Source organism: Ruegeria sp. CDSB029 (assembly GCF_059611125.1).
Genome location: NZ_JBXWOX010000003.1, coordinates 156,503 through 172,959, shown reverse-complemented (window position 1 = coordinate 172,959; position 16,457 = coordinate 156,503). Strand labels below are relative to the sequence as shown.

The following is a 16,457-nucleotide window of genomic DNA, read 5'->3' as shown; positions in this document are numbered from 1 at the left end:
TGTTTAGCTTTATCTTTCCCAAAGATAGAATTTGGGAAAATCAAATATGACGCTTCCGCCAAACGTTCATGCCGCCGAACCCATCCCCCCAGCAGCAAAAGAAGCCATCGACGCCTTAATGCAGTCAGGCGATCTGTTTCGCTATACCGCGCCGCAGGACGCGCCGGTTGCCTTGCTTGAGGCCGAGTTTGCCAAGCTGCTGGGCAGTAAATTTGCCCTGGCTGTATCCTCCTGCTCGGCCGCTCTGTTCTTGTCGCTCAAGACGCTCGGTCTGCCGCGGGATGCGCGGGTTTTGATTCCTGGCTTCACTTTTGCCGCCGTTCCGTCCTCGGTCGTTCATGCGGACTGCATCCCGGTCCTGTGCGAAGTGGGTGAGAATTATCGCATCGACATGGCGGATTTCGAAGCCAAACTGGACGGCGTTCAGGCCGTGATCATCAGCCATATGCGTGGCCACACCTCGGACATGGATGCCATCATGGCGCTGTGTGACGCACGCGACATCCCTGTGATCGAGGACGCGGCGCACTCGCTAGGCACAACCTGGCACGGGGGCAATATTGGCACGATCGGCAAGATCGGCTGTTTCTCATTCCAGTCCTACAAGATGATTAACGCGGGCGAAGGCGGTATTCTGATCACCGACGACGCCGATCTGGTGGCGCAAGCCGTGATCATGTCGGGCGCGTATGAACATAACTGGAAGAAACACAAAGGGCCGCAAGGCGACAACTCGCCCGAGTTGGAGCAGGCGTTCGCCCGCTGGCAGAACCAATTGCCGCTCTATAACTTGCGGATGAGCAATCTGAGCGCTGCGGTGATCCGGCCACAAATCCCGGAACTTGCGCGTCGTGTGCGTGATGGCCTGTCCAACCACGACTATGTTGCAGACCGGCTGAATACATCGCCCCATATCGACGTCCCTGCCCCTCTGGCGCCTGAACGCCGGGCACCGGATTCCATACAGTTCAACCTAGTGGACATGGACGACAACGATATCCGCGCCTTCGCTGCGGCGACTGAGGCGCGTGGCGTCAAAGTTCAGGTCTTTGGCCTGAGCCAGGACAACGCACGCGCGTTCTGGAACTGGCAATTCCTGCCGGAAAAGTTCGAGCTACCGCAAACTCGTGCAATGCTTATGAAAGCCTGCGACGTCCGACTGCCCGTGCGCCTGACGCGCGAAGAGCTGGACGTGATTTCGGATATCCTGCTGGCGTCTGTGGGCGAGGTTACGGGACCGGTTCCGGTGTACGGAACCTGACGACGACTAAGGTCCAAGGTCAAAAAGATCGACCGGCAGAAACAGTGCTGTGATCCCCTTGGGGGTTGCAGCCACGCGGGATAGGATTCCGACAACCTGCAAACCAGTGTCCATCTCGACCAACAAAGGCGCGCCGGAATCCCCCATCATGACCGGACATGTCGCCAGCAGAACTCCGCTTGAGTGGCGGCGCGGCTGGCAAGTCTTTGTTTTGCTCAGCACATGGGGCCGGATACCGGGATACCCCGCAACAAACGTGCCCGCGGGGCTATCATCCCCCAGCGGCAGATAGCCGACCTGCTGCCCAATCGGCGCACTGAGTTCGAGAACCGCCCAATCCAGGTCTGCTCTGTCATCAAACAGGCCTTCAACGCCCTGTTCGGGATGGAGCCGATACCCTTTCACGCCTGAAACCGCAGCGGCTTCTCCGCGCTGATAACCGGCGGCAAAACGGACGCTTGAGGGTAGAATCCACCGCTGACGCGGTGTGTTGTACAGGCAATGCGCGGCGGTCAGGACAAGATTGTCCGAAACAAGAACACCGGTGCAGTGAGACTTCTGATCCCGACTGGAAAAATTAACACGTCCAATCGCGCGCCACGGGGGCTGATCGGCCGCAAGAATTTCGCGTGCACGAATCGCGTCACATCCGGCTTCGGCCCGTGTCCCCAATGTACAAACTTGGGTCCACTGGTCCGAGAAAACGCCTTGCGCCAGCGCGGGTAGCGTCCAAAGTATCGTGATACTCAGGATCAACCAGCGCATCTTTGGCCGCGTCAGTTAAGCTTGGACAGCTTTTGCTGCAGTTCCGCCAACTGTTTTTTGATGTCGTCCAAATCTTCCTTGGGCTCGGATTTGGCGTCATCGTCTTTGTCCGGGCCGGACCATCCGCCGGACAGACCACCAGTCATGGCTTTCAGGAATGCTTGCTGCTGCGCCTGCATTGCATCGAACCCCGGCATCTGAGACATCGGATTCATCGCACTCATGTTTTCCATCATCTTGCTCTGGTTTTCCCGCAGCATCTCGAATGAGCTTTGCAGGAATTGCGGCATCACACCGCCACCCGGCAGCATGTAGCTGCGCACAAGATCGTTCAGCACATTGACCGGCAGCACATTTTCGCCGCGGCTTTCGTGTTCAGCAATGATTTGCAGCAGATATTGCCGCGTCAGATCATCACCAGATTTAAGGTCAATGATCTGTACTTCGCGCCCGTCCCGAATAAACGACGCGATGTCTTCAAGCGTGACGTAGTCACTGGTCTCGGTGTTATACAGCCGACGGCTGGCGTAACGTTTGATCAACAGTGGTTTTTCTTGTTCCGACACCGTTTACCCTCCCCAAGGATGATGCATTGCAGCAGAGATTATGCGAGCGCAGCACAAAAAGAAAGGGCAGGTCTTTCGACCTGCCCTGCGCGATAGCACCGATTGGGAGGAGTGGGTGCGCCTCGCGGCGTTTGCTTACTTGGCAGCAGTTGCTTTCTTGGCAGCTGCGGTCACGTCGTTGGTGGCTTTTTTGACAGCCGCGGTTGTGTCTTCGGCTACGTCTTTGCCAGCTGCCATCAGCAGCTCAACGGTTTCGGACTGAACTTTTTTCGCGATCTCTGCGAAGGCTGCCATGTTTTCAGCTGCAACTTCAGCCGATGCGCTGGCGAAGTCGGTGGCCGCTTTGGCGTAGTCTGCAGGCTCTGCCTTGGCTTTCGACATCTCGGTCAGCTTGGCCAGGGTGTCCTTGGTCCATTTGTTCGAGATCTCAGCCGACTTTTCAGCCGCTTCCAGTGCAACACCCGACAGCTTTTCGTTCAGCGTCGCGGTCGATTTGAAAGCTCCTTCCAGAGCGGTGGTGTCAACGGGGAACGCGCCCATAACGTCTTTCAGGGTCGCGGTGAAATCTTGCGTCTTTGCCATTGTCCTAAATCCTTTTGCCGAACCGGGCCCACCCCGGTTTTCATCAGCTTGAGGACAATATGGATGCCGCAATGCAGCATTGCAAGATTTTTCTTGCTGCATTGCAGAATTTTTCCACGAAATAATTTAAAATCAACCGCTTGCCTTGACCCGTACATAGGTCCCCGGCGCCGGCGCCAAGCTGGGGTGGCCCGAATCGCCGGGCGTGCGCGCTGGCACCTGTTTGCCTGACCGCTTCTTCAACCAAGCCTCCCACTGGGGCCACCAGGACCCTTCGTGATACGTGGCCTCTTTTAGCCAGGTTTCGGGGTCTGCCTTCAGGTCGGTGTTGGTATAGTGACCGTATTTCTTTTTGCTGGGCGGGTTCACGATGCCCGCAATATGCCCCGACTCCGAGACGATGAAAGTCTTCGACCGCGACCCCATCTGCTGCACACCGCGATAACACGCCTTCCACGCCGCGATGTGATCGGTCTCGCAGGTGATCGCCATCAGAGGCACGTCTACGTCGTGCACGTGCAGCTTATGCCCCAGCAACTCGAACCCGTCGGTGACGAAGTCATTGCGCTGACACAGGCCGCGCAAGTACTGCACCGCCATGCGGCCCGGCAGATTGGCCCCGTCCCCGTTCCAGAACAGCAGATCAAACGCGGGCGGCGTTTCGCCCATCATATAGCTGCGGATCGCAGGCCCATAAATCAGGTCCTTGGAGCGCAGAAATGACATCGTGCGCCCGATGATCCACGCTTTTAGTACACCGTCCTCCGAGATCTGATCCTCGATCCCGTCCACAAAGTCGTTCTGCAGGAAGGGCGTGAACTCTCCCTGGTCTCCAAAGTCGGTCAGGGCCGTGAAGAACGTGGCCGACTTAATCGACTTGTCGCCGCGTTGCTTGAGCAGCGACAGCGTCAGGCTGAGCGTGGTGCCCGCGATGCAGTAACCGACAGCGTTGACCTGTTTGACCTTGCAGATCGATTTGACCTCTTCGATCGCGGTCAGGAATCCCTCCTGGATATAATCCTCCATGCCAATATCGGCGTGGGATTCATTGGCGTTCACCCAGCTGACCACAAACAGGGTATAGCCCTGCTCGGTCACCCATTTGATCAGGCTGTTCTGCGCCTTGAGGTCCAGAATGTAGAACTTGTTGATCCAGGGCGGGAACAGCACCAGCGGTGTTTCGTGCACCGTCTCGGTCGCCGGTTTGTACTGGATCAGCTCCATCAGCCGGTTGCGATAGATCACATCGCCGGGCGTTGTCGCGATATTGCCGCCAACCTCAAAGGCGCTGTCATCGGCCAGCTTCACCACCATCTCACCGTCATTAGCCTCGAGATCGGCCACGAGGTTTTCCAGCCCCTGGATCAGTGACTGGCCTTCCGTCTCAACCGCCTTTTCCAGCGCATCCGGGTTGGTCGCCAGAAAGTTCGTCGGAGACATCATGTCGATGATCTGCTGCGAGAAGAACGCCAGCCGCTGCTTGTCCTGCACATCCAGATCCTCGACCGAAGCCACTGCTTGCGCGATGGCATCGGCATTTGTCTGATACTGCTGACGGATGAATTTGAAATACGGGTTGGTCTCCCACAAGGGGTTGGAAAACCGCTTGTCCCGGGGGCCGGATGCGGCCTCTTCTGCCTCGCTGCCCACCAGCGCCTGCTGCGCCTCGGCAAAGTTCATAACAGACTGACCCCAGAACTCGATCTGCTGCTCCATAAGCCGCGCGGGATTTTGCATCGCTTCAGCCCAATACGCCGATGCTGCCTTTGCATAAAGCTCTTGATTCGGACCGTCCAAAGCAGGGTTATGTCCCTTCTTTCCCGACATCGCATCAACAAGTCGCTTCGAAAGCTCCTCCACCTTGTCCATATTTTCTTTAAGCCTCTCAAGGTGTTCCGGGGATAGCTCCGGCGTCCGGTGTTCACTTGTTGTCATTTTAACAATTCCCCCTTAACCTCGCTGCTATGCAGAATAATCGTCGTGGGCTTGGGGAGCAAAGCGACGAATGGTCCGACACTCACACCGGCAGCCAGGAGGCCCCCTAAATGCGCTACATGATGACCTACGACCTTATGGAAACCATGCGCAACACGAACCAATGGATGGGGGCAACTGCCAGTGCTATGGCGTCTTACCCACTGTTTTCCATGATACCCAATCCTGCGTTCAGCATGATGGCTGCATGGGGCGAGGTGACCGAGCGCACGTTTCAGCGCATGATCGCAAAGCCGGACTGGGGTATTCGAACGTTCACGTGTGAGGATGGCAAAGACCACCTTGTTGATATTGTTCCCGTAATGGAGCGCCCATTTGGCGACCTGATCCATATTCGCGTCAACGGACGGGAAGAACAACCCCGTAAGGTACTGTTGGTTGCACCTATGTCGGGGCACTACGCGACTTTGTTGCGCTCGACAGTCAAGAGCCTGCTGGTCAATTGCGAGGTTTACGTAACTGATTGGCATAATGCGCGTGATATTCCCGTTTCCGAAGGCAAGTTCGATGTCGAGGATTACACGCTCTACCTTGTCGATTTTATGAAGGAACTGGGCCCGGACACACATGTCGTCGCCGTTTGCCAACCCGCTCCGCTGACCCTGGCCGCGACCGCATATCTGGCCGAGGTTGAACCCAAAGCCCAGCCAAGCACACTGACCCTGATCGGTGGGCCGGTTGACCCTGACGCCACTCCGACCGACGTGACAGATTTCGGCCGCCGCGTCACCATGGGACAGTTGGAAGAAACCATGATCCAACGCGTGGGCTTCAAATATAAAGGCGTTGGGCGCATGGTCTATCCCGGACTACTGCAGCTTGCCTCTTTCATGTCAATGAATGCAGACCGCCACTCCAAGGCATTTACAGATCAGATCCAGCGCGTGATGCGGGGTGAAGCATCGGATCACGATGCCCATAACAGGTTCTACGATGAATATCTGGCCGTTATGGATATGCCAGCCGAGTTTTACCTGTCCACAGTCGAGCGCGTTTTCAAAAACCGCGAAATCGCGCGCAACGAGTTCATTGTTGCGGGGCACAAAGTCGATATCGGCAAAATCACTGATGTTGCGGTCAAATCGGTCGAAGGCGCAAACGATGACATCTCGGCCCCAGGTCAGTGTATCGCCGCTCTTGAGTTGTGCACCGGCTTGCCGGCCAACAAAAAGGCAAGTCATGTCGAACCCGGCGCCGGCCATTACGGCATCTTCGCGGGGCGCAGCTGGCGCGACAATATCCGGCCGCTTGTGATCGACTTCATGAACGCCAACACGCGCAAACCACAGCGTCGCGCGGCAAACAAAAACAAAGTGGCCTGAAAACGATGAGCAGGAAGACGGTGAAAGATACCCCGTTTTCCTGCTCTTGCGGTTCCCTACATGGACGGATCAGCGCCGCAGGCGTGAAACACGGCACACATGTCGTGTGCTACTGTCACGATTGCCGCGCGGCGCAATTGTACTTTGGGCAACCCGATCCTGCCCCCGGTCCTGTTGAAATCCTGCAGATGCTTCCGGAAGAGATCCATTTCGACGGTGGCGCAGAGCATCTCGCGCTGATGCAACTAAGCCCCAAAGGGATGATGCGCTGGTATGCCAGTTGCTGCAATGCGCCACTGGCGACCACACCAACAACGCCGAAGTTCCCATTCGCGGGTTTTATCGTCAAACGTATCCCCGACCCAAGTGGGTTGGGGCCGATCACCACGCGCGGGTTTATCCCCACAGGACACGGCAAACAGACCCATGAAAAGATTGGGTCAGCCGTATATGGGCTAGTGACCCGTGTCGCGAAATCGCGGGTGTCAGGCAGTTGGAAGAACACACCCTTCTTCGACCCAGGCACTTTTGACCCGGTTGCCGAGCCTGTGATCCTCAGCAAATCCGAACGCGCAGCCCTTTATCCGTAGGTGGTTCGCGCAGGTGTGCTTAACCAGTTCTCAAGCGCTTCATTGACGACCTGAGGGGTCTCGAGGGTTGGCAAATGTCCCGCGTCCTCAACCACTTTCAGTTCGGCATCCGGGATCAATTCCGCCATAAAGGCGTGTTTGCGCACAGGTGACAGCAGGTCACGCGCCCCACACAGCACCAGCGTGGGGCACTTGATCGTCCTCAGCGCCCCTTGCTGATCAGCGCGCCGCTGCAAAGCGCGCATCTGCCGGTCAAAGACATCCGGCCCCTGGTCCAGAGCCATTGTTATCACGTCATTTAGGATAGGAACGCGTCTTGGCCCTGGGGCCAGTGTGCCTGACCCAATGATTTTTCGCATCACCTCTTCAAGCCGTCCGGCCTTCGCGCCGACCATATGCTCTTCTCGCGTTGCTGCGATCTGGGGCGTGTCGGCCTGCGCATCCGTCGCCATCAGACACAGGCGCGAGATTCGGTCGGGTGCACGGCGAACAAGTTCCAAGGCCACGGCGCCGCCCATGTTCAACCCGGCCAGCGCGAAACGATGGGGCAGTTGATCCAAAAGGCCCGATGCGATCTCTTCAATCCGCTCGCCCAACGAAACTGGTGCAACCGTGACCGCGCGTTGACGAGAAAAGTGGGCGATCTGAGGGGCGAACACCCTAGAATCGCACATCAATCCGGGCAATAGAACCAACGGCTCGATCAATCGCGGCCTCCTTCGTCTCAGCCTCTTGAGCGGCTTTGTTTTTTAACAAGATGAGAGGTTTTATAAGTCTGAGCAAGTCAAACTTCCCGGATAGGCAATACCGCGAAACGTGGGAAAATCCGCGTAGCGCCTTTGACGAGTCTTCAGGTCTTCGCCCGGATTTTCGCCCGCACGCAACAGGCAGCCGCGCGGGGCGATGTAGCTGTCGATACGCTTGAGGGGAATTGGTCGCCACACCAGATTGAAGGCACAAAGTTTTGGAAAGAACCAAATCTCGGAATACTCCAGATGGTCGTGCATCCACCACGCAAGATCGCGCCAATCCCGGCCTTCCGCATAACGATCCGCGAACCACGGAATGACAATCGACGCCCCAGCAACCCGATAATCGCCGGTGCCCCAATCCCAGATATGGCACTCCAGCGGATTATCATTTCGGGCACAGTTCAGCCGGTTTTCATTGCCAAATTGGTTTAGAGACGGCGACCGGTAGCCCGAGCGCACGGCAACACGTCCGAACGTTTCCTCTAACGGGTCGAGCAACGTCTGGCAAAAGGCCCGACCAGTTTCGATGGCAAGATCAGGGTTGTCGGGAAGGTTCTGTTTTTCATGGAAATTTCCAATCTCTGAATACAGGAAATCCCGCATGAAAAAGTGCCGGGACAGGCGCACGCGGCCAAGAGTTTCAAGGCTCCACATGCTGCCCGGCTTGCGCATTACCCGTACCCGTTCCAACGAAACGCCCCATCAGGGGCCAGAGGTGAGAACGGGTTGAAAGCGACCTCCCATATCGTCCCCTCGGGCGCGCGGAAGTAACCGTGATGCCCGCCCCAGAACACATCCGAGGCCGGTTTAAGAACCTCGGCGCCAGCGGCCTGAACCTTGCTTAAAACCTGCGCGACATCTTCCTTTGACCGGCAGTTATAGCTAAGCGTCAGCGCCCCACGGCCCAAGGTGCCCACGTCAACACCAATCTCATCGGCCAATGCCGGCAGAGGATACAGCCCCAGCGTCTGCCCGATCAGATCAAAGGCAATCACACCATCCGGGCTGTCGACACGTTTCCAGCCAATCTTTTCATAGAACACGGCCGCGGCTTCCGGGTCCTCGACCCCAACCGTTATTAAGCTGACGCGCTGTTCCATCATTCGATCCCCTGCTCTTTCAGCCATGCCAGAATACCAGCGACCGCGGCATCCGTCTGCCCCGGAGACATCAAGCGTCCGGCGATCACATGGGATGACGGGTCATCACCCGGCCCCATCGTTACCGTCTGAACACTTGCAGGCCCGCCCCAGGCATCGGCCACCTTGTGGGTCAAGTCCGGACGCACAACCTGATCATCGTCAGAGAACCAGAACAGCGCTGGGACACGCGCCTGCGAGAAGTCCAATGCATAAACAGTCTCAACCAAGGCGGTCATAGGCACAACTGCCTCCCACGGATAAACCGACGACCAGTACTTGTTCTTTTCCGGGTCCGGGCCAGAGACGTCCCGTTCTTCCCCCATGATCAATGGCAGCCAGCTGCGCGCCCATGGAAGGCCGGGTATCCAGGCACCGGGCGTGTTCACTCCGAAATTCGGAGAGACAAAGACCAAACCGGCTACGTTTTCTATAAGCGCGTCGTCCAATGCCGTAGCCGCAGCCAGCGTTCCGCCGGTCGAGGTCGAAATCACGACAACCTGATCGCCCACCGCCCGAGCGGCAGCCAACCCTTCGGCCATATCCTGCATCCAGCCCGAGGCGGTGCCTTCGGCCATTGCATCCCCACCGCGCCCGTGGCCCTGCAAGCGGGTGTAGACCAGATTGGCCCCCAAAGCCTCTGCGACCATATCGGGGACCGGGCGAATTTCTTCGGACGAGGCGGAAAACCCGTGCACATACAGGATGGAAACCGGCGTGCGCTGTTCTTTGAACCCGTCTCGCCAGATAACCCGTTTCTCAACACCCGGAGTAATGTCATCGAAAGTGGACTCGACGCTTTCGAAATAGACCTGCACCCCTTCGCCAAACTTGCGGGGTTCAAATGTCGGATTCAGGTTCACCTCTTCGCGGGGGCCGAACCAATAGATCAAAGCGCCAGCCGCAACCAGCACTAGAAGAAAACGACCTATAATTTTGCCGAATGCCCGGATCATTGCACGCCCATCACTTCAAGCACGGCGTTTTCGATGATCTCAAGGCATGGCCCGTCCGAGAATCTGTGGTCAGCGTCCTTGACCAACAGCAGACGCATGTCAGGTCCCGTGGCGTGGTCCAATAGACGCATTGCGGTTGCACTGGAAACCGCCGTATCTGCAGTCCCCTGCAGAAAACGAACCGGAAAAGGAAGGTTCATTCCATCCCGCAAAACCAGCCGTTGTCTTCCATCTTCGATCATACGCTTCGTGATGATGTAGGGCTCCATATAGTCCGAGGGCAGTTCGACATACCCTTCGGTCTCCAACACCTGTTTTTGCGTGTCAGAAAACGATGCCCAATACCCGTCCTCGGTAAAATCCGGGGCCGCGGCAATTGTGACCATACCGGCAATCCGGTCCGGTATCGCTTTGGCCAGTAAAAGCGCCTGCCAGCCGCCCATTGACGACCCAACAATAATCAAAGGCCCAACTGTCAGCTCAGTCACGGCGGCCAGAGTGTCATCGTGCCAGTCCCCGATACAGCCGTCCTCAAACTTGTCCGAACTTTCACCGTGACCAGAATAATCAAACCGCAGGAATGCCTGACCGCGCGCCTTGGCCCAAGCCTCAAGATGCACCGCCTTGGTGCCCTCCATGTCAGACTTCAGCCCGCCCAAAAACACAACCGTCGGCCCTGCCCCATCGCTTTTGTGATAAGCCAGCCGCCGCCCTTGCGCCGTTTCCAGAAAATCCGTCGCTGCCATGTCGCCCTCTTTCCTTTTGGGGTTCATCATGCACGGCTGCCCGGTGGCTGCAATTCCCGAATTCGAACCTCCCGCCGCGTCAACCACAGCGCGGTTGGGTGCTTGACAGGTCATGCTGCAACTGCCAAATGGATCGAACACACATAACCCGCAACCGGGCGTTCAGTGGGCGCCAAACCGACGAGGAGAGCCGATATGGCCCTAGACTCACAGTCAGTCTCCCTTACTTTTCCCGATGGCAATGCACGATCCTATGACGCAGGCGTCACGCCAGCTCAGGTCGCTGCTGATATCTCGAACTCATTGGCCAAAAAGGCCATCTCGGCCACCGTGAACGGCCAGCACTGGGACCTGCAGTGGCCCATCAAATCTGACGCGCAGATCGCCATCCACACCATGAAAGATGAGGAACAGGCCAACGAGCTGATCCGTCACGATCTGGCGCACGTGATGGCGCGTGCAGTGCAGGAAATCTGGCCTGCAACCAAGGTCACCATCGGCCCCGTGATTGACAACGGTTGGTACTATGATTTCGACCGGGAAGAACCGTTCACGCCCGAAGATCTCGGCCTCATCGAGAAAAAGATGAAGGAGATCATCAATAAGCGCGATCCCGTCACCACCGAAATCTGGGACCGTCAGCGCGCAATCGAATTCTACAAGGCCAATAACGAGCCTTATAAAGTCGAGCTGATCGAAGCCATTCCGGGTGACGAACCGCTTCGCATGTACTGGCACGGCCACTGGCAGGACCTCTGCCGTGGCCCGCACTTGCAGCACACCGGCCAACTGCCGGGCGACGCCTTCAAGCTGATGAGCATTGCTGGCGCCTATTGGCGTGGCGACAGTTCGCGTGCGATGCTGCAGCGTATTTATGGCGTGGCCTTCACCGGCAAGGAAAAGCTGAAAGCGCACCTGCACATGCTGGAAGAGGCCGCCAAACGTGACCACCGCAAGCTGGGCCGCGAGATGAACCTGTTCCACATGCAGGAAGAGGCACCGGGTCAGATTTTCTGGCACCCGAATGGCTGGAAAATCTATACCACTCTGCAGGACTATATGCGCCGGATGCAGGAACGCGACGGTTACGTCGAGGTGAACACGCCGCAGGTCGTAGACCGCAAACTGTGGGAAGCGTCTGGCCACTGGGACAAGTATCAGGAGAACATGTTCATCGTCGAAGTGGACGAAGAGCATGCCCGCGAAAAGGCGATCAATGCGCTGAAACCGATGAACTGCCCGTGCCACGTGCAAGTGTTCAATCAAGGCCTGAAGTCCTATCGCGACCTGCCCCTGCGTATGGCGGAGTTTGGATCGTGCGCCCGGTACGAACCCTCGGGCGCTTTGCATGGGATCATGCGGGTCCGTGGTTTCACGCAGGACGATGGCCATATCTTCTGCGCCGAGGAACAGATCGAATCTGAGACCGCCAAGTTCATCGCGTTCCTGTCCAAGGTCTATGCTGACCTCGGGTTCCATGACTGGACTATTAAACTGTCGACTCGACCGGAAAAACGGATCGGATCGGACGAAAGCTGGGATCTGGTCGAAAAGGCGCTGGGGGATGCCTGTAAGGCAGCGGGCTATGACTATGAGGTTCTGGAAGGCGAAGGCGCGTTTTATGGCCCCAAGCTGGAATTCACTCTGACCGACGCGATCGGCCGGACATGGCAGTGCGGCACCCTGCAAGTTGATCCCAACTTGCCCGAACGTCTGGATGCAAACTTTATCGGAGCCGATGGCGCAAAGCATCGTCCGTTCATGCTGCACCGGGCGACACTGGGCTCGTTCGAACGCTTCATAGGAATCCTGATCGAAGAGCACGCTGGCAAGTTGCCGTTCTGGTTGGCCCCGCGACAGGTCGTGGTCGCCTCGATTACGTCAGAGGCGGATGACTATGTATTGGAAGTTGTCGAAACGCTGAAGGCCGCGGGCGTGCGTGCCGAGGCGGATATTCGCAACGAAAAGATCAACTACAAGGTCCGGGAGCACTCGGTCGGCAAGGTGCCGATCATTCTGGCCGTCGGTCACCGCGAAGTTGACGAGCGTACGGTAAGTGTGCGCCGCCTTGGCGAAAAACAGACACAGGTTCAATCGCTTGAGGCTGTAACAAAAGAGTTGTCTTTGGCGGCTACCCCGCCCGACCTTCTGTAACATTCGGCGATAATTTGCACGAAATCCGGCCTCGAATTAGAGGCCGGATTGAAACATTTTCAATTTTTCATTTCAAAAACAGTTTGTTAACCTTCAAGAGGGCATTACGCTCTTTGACGGGGTTGTGAGACACGGGCTCGTGAATTCACCTGCCCCGATTTAGCTACTACCTTTGTCATTGTCACAAGAAGACATACGCAGTCATCAAAAGGGATTACCGAGATGTCGAACACCGCAAAAACCCTGGTTATCGCAAGCGCAGTTGCAGCAGCCGTATCTGGCGTCGCCACAACCGCCTCCGCACAAGCCAAAGAAAAATGCTATGGCGTTTCGCTGGCCGGTCAGAACGACTGTGCCGCTGGCCCCGGCACCACCTGCGCGGGCACCTCGACCGTTGACTATCAGGGCAATGCCTGGACCTTGGTCGACGCTGGAACCTGCGCCGATATCGAACTGCCCAAGTCGGCAGATGGTGCAGCGCGCGAAGGTTCGCTGGAACCGCTGGAGCGCGACCTGCCGGCATAAGCCCAAGCATCTGAGAATCGGAGGGGCGGGCCCTATCGCCCGCCTCTTTTCGTGACCGGAGGATTTGCACATGCTGGATAGTTCACTTCGATCGAACAGACTGCCCGCGGCACCGGGCGTCGGGTATAAACCCCAGCATTACGACCAGATTCTGGACCATGCGCATCCGGTCAGCTGGCTTGAGATCCATGCCGAAAACTACATGGGTGATGGCGGCAGGCCGCTGGCTCAATTGCGCCACCTCTCTAAAAAATTCCCCATTTCCGTCCACGGCGTCGGCCTCTCGATCGGTGGAGAAGGCCCCTTGGACCCCGATCACTTGGCGCGCCTGAAACACTTGGTGGGGTGGCTGAATCCGGCCAGCTTTTCCGAGCATCTGGCCTGGTCGACCCATGACAGTCATTTCCTGAACGATCTTCTGCCCCTGCCCTACACGGACGAAACGCTGGAGCGTATCTGTGCCCATATAGATCAGGTTCAGGAAACCGTGGGGCGGCAAATGCTGTTGGAAAACCCATCCAGCTATTTGGCTTTTGAAGAAAGTACATGGTCCGAGCCTGACTTCCTGCGGGAAATCGCACGTCGGACAGGATGTGGTCTTTTACTGGACGTGAACAACGTCTTTGTGTCGGCCACCAATCTGGACTTCTCGCCGCAGAGCTACATCGACGCCTACCCGCTGGACAACGTCCACGAGATCCACCTTGGCGGTCATGACGAAGACGAAGACGACCATGGTCGTCCCTTGCTGATCGACAGCCACGGTCGCGAAGTCGTTGATCCCGTGTGGACGTTGCTGGATTACGTGTTGGACCGTTCCGGCCCGAAGCCCGTACTGATCGAATGGGATACGGACGTACCCGACTGGTCCGTTCTTCGGGCTGAAGCAGATCGGGCGCAGGCGGCACTGGACCGCATCCCAGCATGAGCGTTTCGCAAACCACGTTCCGCGCAGCCCTGCTTGACCCGTCGGCGGCCGTTCCGGACGGTTTGTGGGATGCCGCAGAACGCCCCGCCGGGCGACGGTTCAGCGTTTACCGCAACAACGTGGCTGTTTCGCTGACCGAAGCGATGCATCAGGCCTTTCCGGTGATCTCACGGCTGTTGGGATCTCAGAACATGGATGGGCTTGCCGGGCTTTTCCTGCGCAAACATCCCCCGTCTTCACCGCTGATGATGTTCTACGGTGAGGAATTTCCGGAGTTCCTTGCCGGGATGGAGCAGTTGTCGCACCTTGGCTACCTTGCCGACGTCGCGCGTCTGGAACTGGCGCTGCGCCGGTCCTACCACTCTGCTGACAGCCAACCTGCACCGCCTGATGCGCTGGCCATCCCACCGGAAGAGATCGTTCTGGCAAAGCTGGAATTTGCGCCATCCATGAAGGTTCTTCGGTCAGATTGGCCGCTGTTTTCGATCTGGCGCTTCAATTCAGAAGACGGTGCACCAAAACCTGCCCCCGGATCCGAAGATATCCTGATCACCCGGCCCGAATTCGACCCGGCCCCGCATTTGCTGCCCAAGGGCGGAGCGGACTGGATCGCGCACGTTCAGGCCGGACTTACCATTGGCGAGGCATTTGAACAAACCTCTGCCGAATTCCCCGAATTTGACCTTGGGGCCACTCTGGCGCTGCTTTTGCAGGGCGGCGCAATAACCTCTGTGACTATCGAAAGGCTGGCAACATGACTGCCCTGATCTCATTGCACAACAATACCCTGGGAAGGTTGGAATTGACCTCTGGCTGGTTGACACCGACCCTGGCGCGGGTCGTGTTCATCGCGGTTCTGCTGTTCTATTTCTGGAATTCAGCAATGACAAAAATCGACGGTTCGATATTCTCGCCGTCTGCAGGCGCGTTTGGTCAGATCTTTCCAAAAGCGGCCGAAGCCGCCTTGTACGATATTTCTCAGCTGACCATTATCCAGCGTATCGTGATTTTCCTGGGTACCGTTGCAGAGTTCGTTCTGCCCGCGCTGCTGCTGGTTGGCCTGCTTACACGCCTGGCAGCATTGGGCATGATCGGTTTTATCTGGGTTCAGACCGCCACTGACGTTACCGGGCACGGCGTGAAACTTGGCAGCCTGTTCGACAATGCGATCTCATTGATCGACCAACGCATGATGTGGACTTTCCTGTTCCTCGTCATCGTCATTAACGGCGCAGGTCCGCTCTCGGCCGACCGAATCCTGCGCATTAAGTGACCTAGAAATGTGCCTTGGGCTCGTCCGGCTTTCCCGCAGCCAGCCCAAGGATGCCCGCCACGGCGGCAAAGGCCACCGGGAACATCGTAAAGACGTTGAAACCAAACGCGAAATACATCCCGACGGCTGAGATCAGCAGCAATATTCCACCAATCAGAGCCCGCGCATGGGCCATTGCGCCCCCCGCGATGGCCAGCAAAGGTGCAATAATGGAAGCAGTCTGGATGAACTGTGCGTTGTCCACTTGTTCAGCAAGGCCTTCGATCTCACCGTAATGGTCTATGAATTCGATATAGCCATAGCCAAAAAAGCCAACAATCATTCCGATCAAACCGGCAATGACGCCCAAAATCATTGATGCGTTGCGCATTTAAACCCTCATAATTACGTCAGACACATAAGCGCCCAATCAGGCAACGCCAAGACTTGCCTTGGTTTTTGCGGTCCAGCCCAACAACAACGTACCGTCATCTTCAATCAAGGGGCGCTTCATCAAAGTCGGGTGTTCCTTCAGCAGCTCCAAAGGTGGTCGCGTGCGTTGTTCCGCGTCCAATCCACGCCAAGTTGTTGACCGGGTATTGAGCAAAGCTTCGCCGAACGTATCAAACGCCTCTGTCAGGACAGAATCGGGAACACCTTGCGTCCGAACGTCTACAAATTCTATATTTTTTATTTCTTTTAATGCCTTACGGCACGTATCGCAATTTTTCAGGCCATATAGACGCATTTTGGGACCGTTCCTGTACTAGTATGAATTTTGGGCATTTTTGCCTGCTGCTTCCAGTAATTCTTGATTTTTTACTTCACCGTGCAATGTTGAAAAAGACGAAACACACAATTCGGGCCGCGTCGTGTGGGCGAAGCGGTGATGTGTTGTGGTTACGTCAACCACTGCCCCCACCA

19 protein-coding genes are annotated in these 16,457 nt (G+C 56.9%); 8 read left to right on the top strand and 11 right to left on the bottom strand.

Features of this window, described 5'->3' with window-relative positions; all coding sequences use genetic code 11:
• Window positions 1–46 precede the first annotated feature (46 nt).
• Window positions 47–1,261 (top strand): DegT/DnrJ/EryC1/StrS family aminotransferase, encoded by a 1,215-nt coding sequence (locus AC2FI8_RS05235; RefSeq protein WP_496777609.1) that lies wholly within the window; start codon window positions 47–49, stop codon window positions 1,259–1,261.
• Between the two features lie 6 nt (window positions 1,262–1,267).
• Here AC2FI8_RS05235 and AC2FI8_RS05230 read toward each other — a convergent pair whose 3' ends face one another.
• The 4 genes from AC2FI8_RS05230 to AC2FI8_RS05215 form a co-directional block, all read right to left on the bottom strand.
• Complete coding sequence (locus AC2FI8_RS05230; RefSeq protein ID WP_496777606.1) at window positions 1,268–2,026, bottom strand: trypsin-like serine peptidase; 759 nt, start codon at window positions 2,024–2,026, stop codon at window positions 1,268–1,270.
• 11 nt (window positions 2,027–2,037) lie between these two features.
• Window positions 2,038–2,592, bottom strand: a complete 555-nt coding sequence (phaR, locus tag AC2FI8_RS05225; RefSeq protein WP_058274099.1) for a polyhydroxyalkanoate synthesis repressor PhaR — start codon at window positions 2,590–2,592, stop codon at window positions 2,038–2,040.
• Between the two features lie 135 nt (window positions 2,593–2,727).
• Window positions 2,728–3,174: a phasin family protein gene (locus AC2FI8_RS05220; protein WP_058274073.1), complete on the bottom strand. Its 447-nt coding sequence runs from the start codon at window positions 3,172–3,174 to the stop codon at window positions 2,728–2,730.
• A 132-nt stretch (window positions 3,175–3,306) separates the two neighbouring features.
• Window positions 3,307–5,109 (bottom strand): PHA/PHB synthase family protein, encoded by a 1,803-nt coding sequence (locus AC2FI8_RS05215; protein ID WP_496777604.1) that lies wholly within the window; start codon window positions 5,107–5,109, stop codon window positions 3,307–3,309.
• Between the two features lie 110 nt (window positions 5,110–5,219).
• Between AC2FI8_RS05215 and phaZ the strand changes: the two genes are divergently transcribed.
• Complete coding sequence (phaZ, locus tag AC2FI8_RS05210) at window positions 5,220–6,491, top strand: polyhydroxyalkanoate depolymerase (RefSeq protein WP_496723867.1); 1,272 nt, start codon at window positions 5,220–5,222, stop codon at window positions 6,489–6,491.
• Between the two features lie 5 nt (window positions 6,492–6,496).
• On the top strand, window positions 6,497–7,081 hold the full coding sequence (locus AC2FI8_RS05205) for a DUF6151 family protein (RefSeq protein ID WP_496741113.1): 585 nt from the start codon (window positions 6,497–6,499) through the stop codon (window positions 7,079–7,081).
• Here AC2FI8_RS05205 and AC2FI8_RS05200 read toward each other — a convergent pair.
• From AC2FI8_RS05200 to AC2FI8_RS05180, 5 genes are read right to left on the bottom strand one after another with little or no spacing between them, the layout of a single operon-like run.
• Window positions 7,072–7,788 (bottom strand): alpha/beta fold hydrolase, encoded by a 717-nt coding sequence (locus AC2FI8_RS05200; RefSeq protein WP_496777602.1) that lies wholly within the window; start codon window positions 7,786–7,788, stop codon window positions 7,072–7,074. The two genes, AC2FI8_RS05205 and AC2FI8_RS05200, sit on opposite strands and share 10 nt — an antisense overlap.
• Before the next feature lie 60 nt (window positions 7,789–7,848).
• Window positions 7,849–8,487 carry a hypothetical protein gene (locus tag AC2FI8_RS05195; RefSeq protein WP_496777800.1) on the bottom strand — a complete coding sequence of 213 codons (639 nt, stop codon included), beginning with the start codon at window positions 8,485–8,487 and terminating at the stop codon, window positions 7,849–7,851.
• A gap of 17 nt (window positions 8,488–8,504) precedes the next feature.
• Window positions 8,505–8,933, bottom strand: coding sequence for a VOC family protein (locus AC2FI8_RS05190; RefSeq protein ID WP_496777798.1), 429 nt, complete (start codon window positions 8,931–8,933; stop codon window positions 8,505–8,507).
• Window positions 8,933–9,928: an alpha/beta hydrolase gene (locus AC2FI8_RS05185; RefSeq protein WP_496777600.1), complete on the bottom strand. Its 996-nt coding sequence runs from the start codon at window positions 9,926–9,928 to the stop codon at window positions 8,933–8,935. The genes AC2FI8_RS05190 and AC2FI8_RS05185 overlap by 1 nt, the downstream gene beginning before the upstream one ends.
• The gene (locus AC2FI8_RS05180) at window positions 9,925–10,674 is read right to left on the bottom strand and encodes an alpha/beta fold hydrolase (protein WP_496777797.1); all 750 of its coding nucleotides are present in this window, start codon (window positions 10,672–10,674) and stop codon (window positions 9,925–9,927) included. Before AC2FI8_RS05180 ends, AC2FI8_RS05185 begins: the two co-directional genes overlap by 4 nt.
• Before the next feature lie 195 nt (window positions 10,675–10,869).
• On the opposite strand from AC2FI8_RS05180, the gene thrS reads away from it, so the two are divergent.
• The 5 genes from thrS (at window position 10,870) to AC2FI8_RS05155 (ending at window position 15,554) form a co-directional block, all read left to right on the top strand.
• On the top strand, window positions 10,870–12,828 hold the full coding sequence (gene thrS / locus AC2FI8_RS05175) for a threonine--tRNA ligase (RefSeq protein ID WP_496777598.1): 1,959 nt from the start codon (window positions 10,870–10,872) through the stop codon (window positions 12,826–12,828).
• 222 nt (window positions 12,829–13,050) lie between these two features.
• On the top strand, window positions 13,051–13,353 hold the full coding sequence (locus AC2FI8_RS05170; protein WP_058275886.1) for a BufA1 family periplasmic bufferin-type metallophore: 303 nt from the start codon (window positions 13,051–13,053) through the stop codon (window positions 13,351–13,353).
• Window positions 13,354–13,423: 70 nt separating this feature from the next.
• On the top strand, window positions 13,424–14,281 hold the full coding sequence (gene bufB / locus AC2FI8_RS05165) for an MNIO family bufferin maturase (RefSeq protein ID WP_496766890.1): 858 nt from the start codon (window positions 13,424–13,426) through the stop codon (window positions 14,279–14,281).
• Window positions 14,278–15,039 (top strand): HvfC/BufC family peptide modification chaperone, encoded by a 762-nt coding sequence (locus AC2FI8_RS05160; protein ID WP_496777596.1) that lies wholly within the window; start codon window positions 14,278–14,280, stop codon window positions 15,037–15,039. The genes bufB and AC2FI8_RS05160 overlap by 4 nt, the downstream gene beginning before the upstream one ends.
• Window positions 15,036–15,554, top strand: a complete 519-nt coding sequence (locus AC2FI8_RS05155; RefSeq protein WP_496777594.1) for a hypothetical protein — start codon at window positions 15,036–15,038, stop codon at window positions 15,552–15,554. The genes AC2FI8_RS05160 and AC2FI8_RS05155 overlap by 4 nt, the downstream gene beginning before the upstream one ends.
• A gap of 1 nt (window position 15,555) precedes the next feature.
• Here the strand turns inward: AC2FI8_RS05155 and AC2FI8_RS05150 are convergent, their stop codons facing one another.
• Together AC2FI8_RS05150 and AC2FI8_RS05145 are read right to left on the bottom strand one after the other, a co-directional pair.
• Window positions 15,556–15,924, bottom strand: a complete 369-nt coding sequence (locus AC2FI8_RS05150; protein WP_496723624.1) for a hypothetical protein — start codon at window positions 15,922–15,924, stop codon at window positions 15,556–15,558.
• 39 nt (window positions 15,925–15,963) lie between these two features.
• Window positions 15,964–16,281 (bottom strand): ArsC/Spx/MgsR family protein, encoded by a 318-nt coding sequence (locus AC2FI8_RS05145; RefSeq protein ID WP_496777592.1) that lies wholly within the window; start codon window positions 16,279–16,281, stop codon window positions 15,964–15,966.
• Window positions 16,282–16,457: the final 176 nt, after the last annotated feature.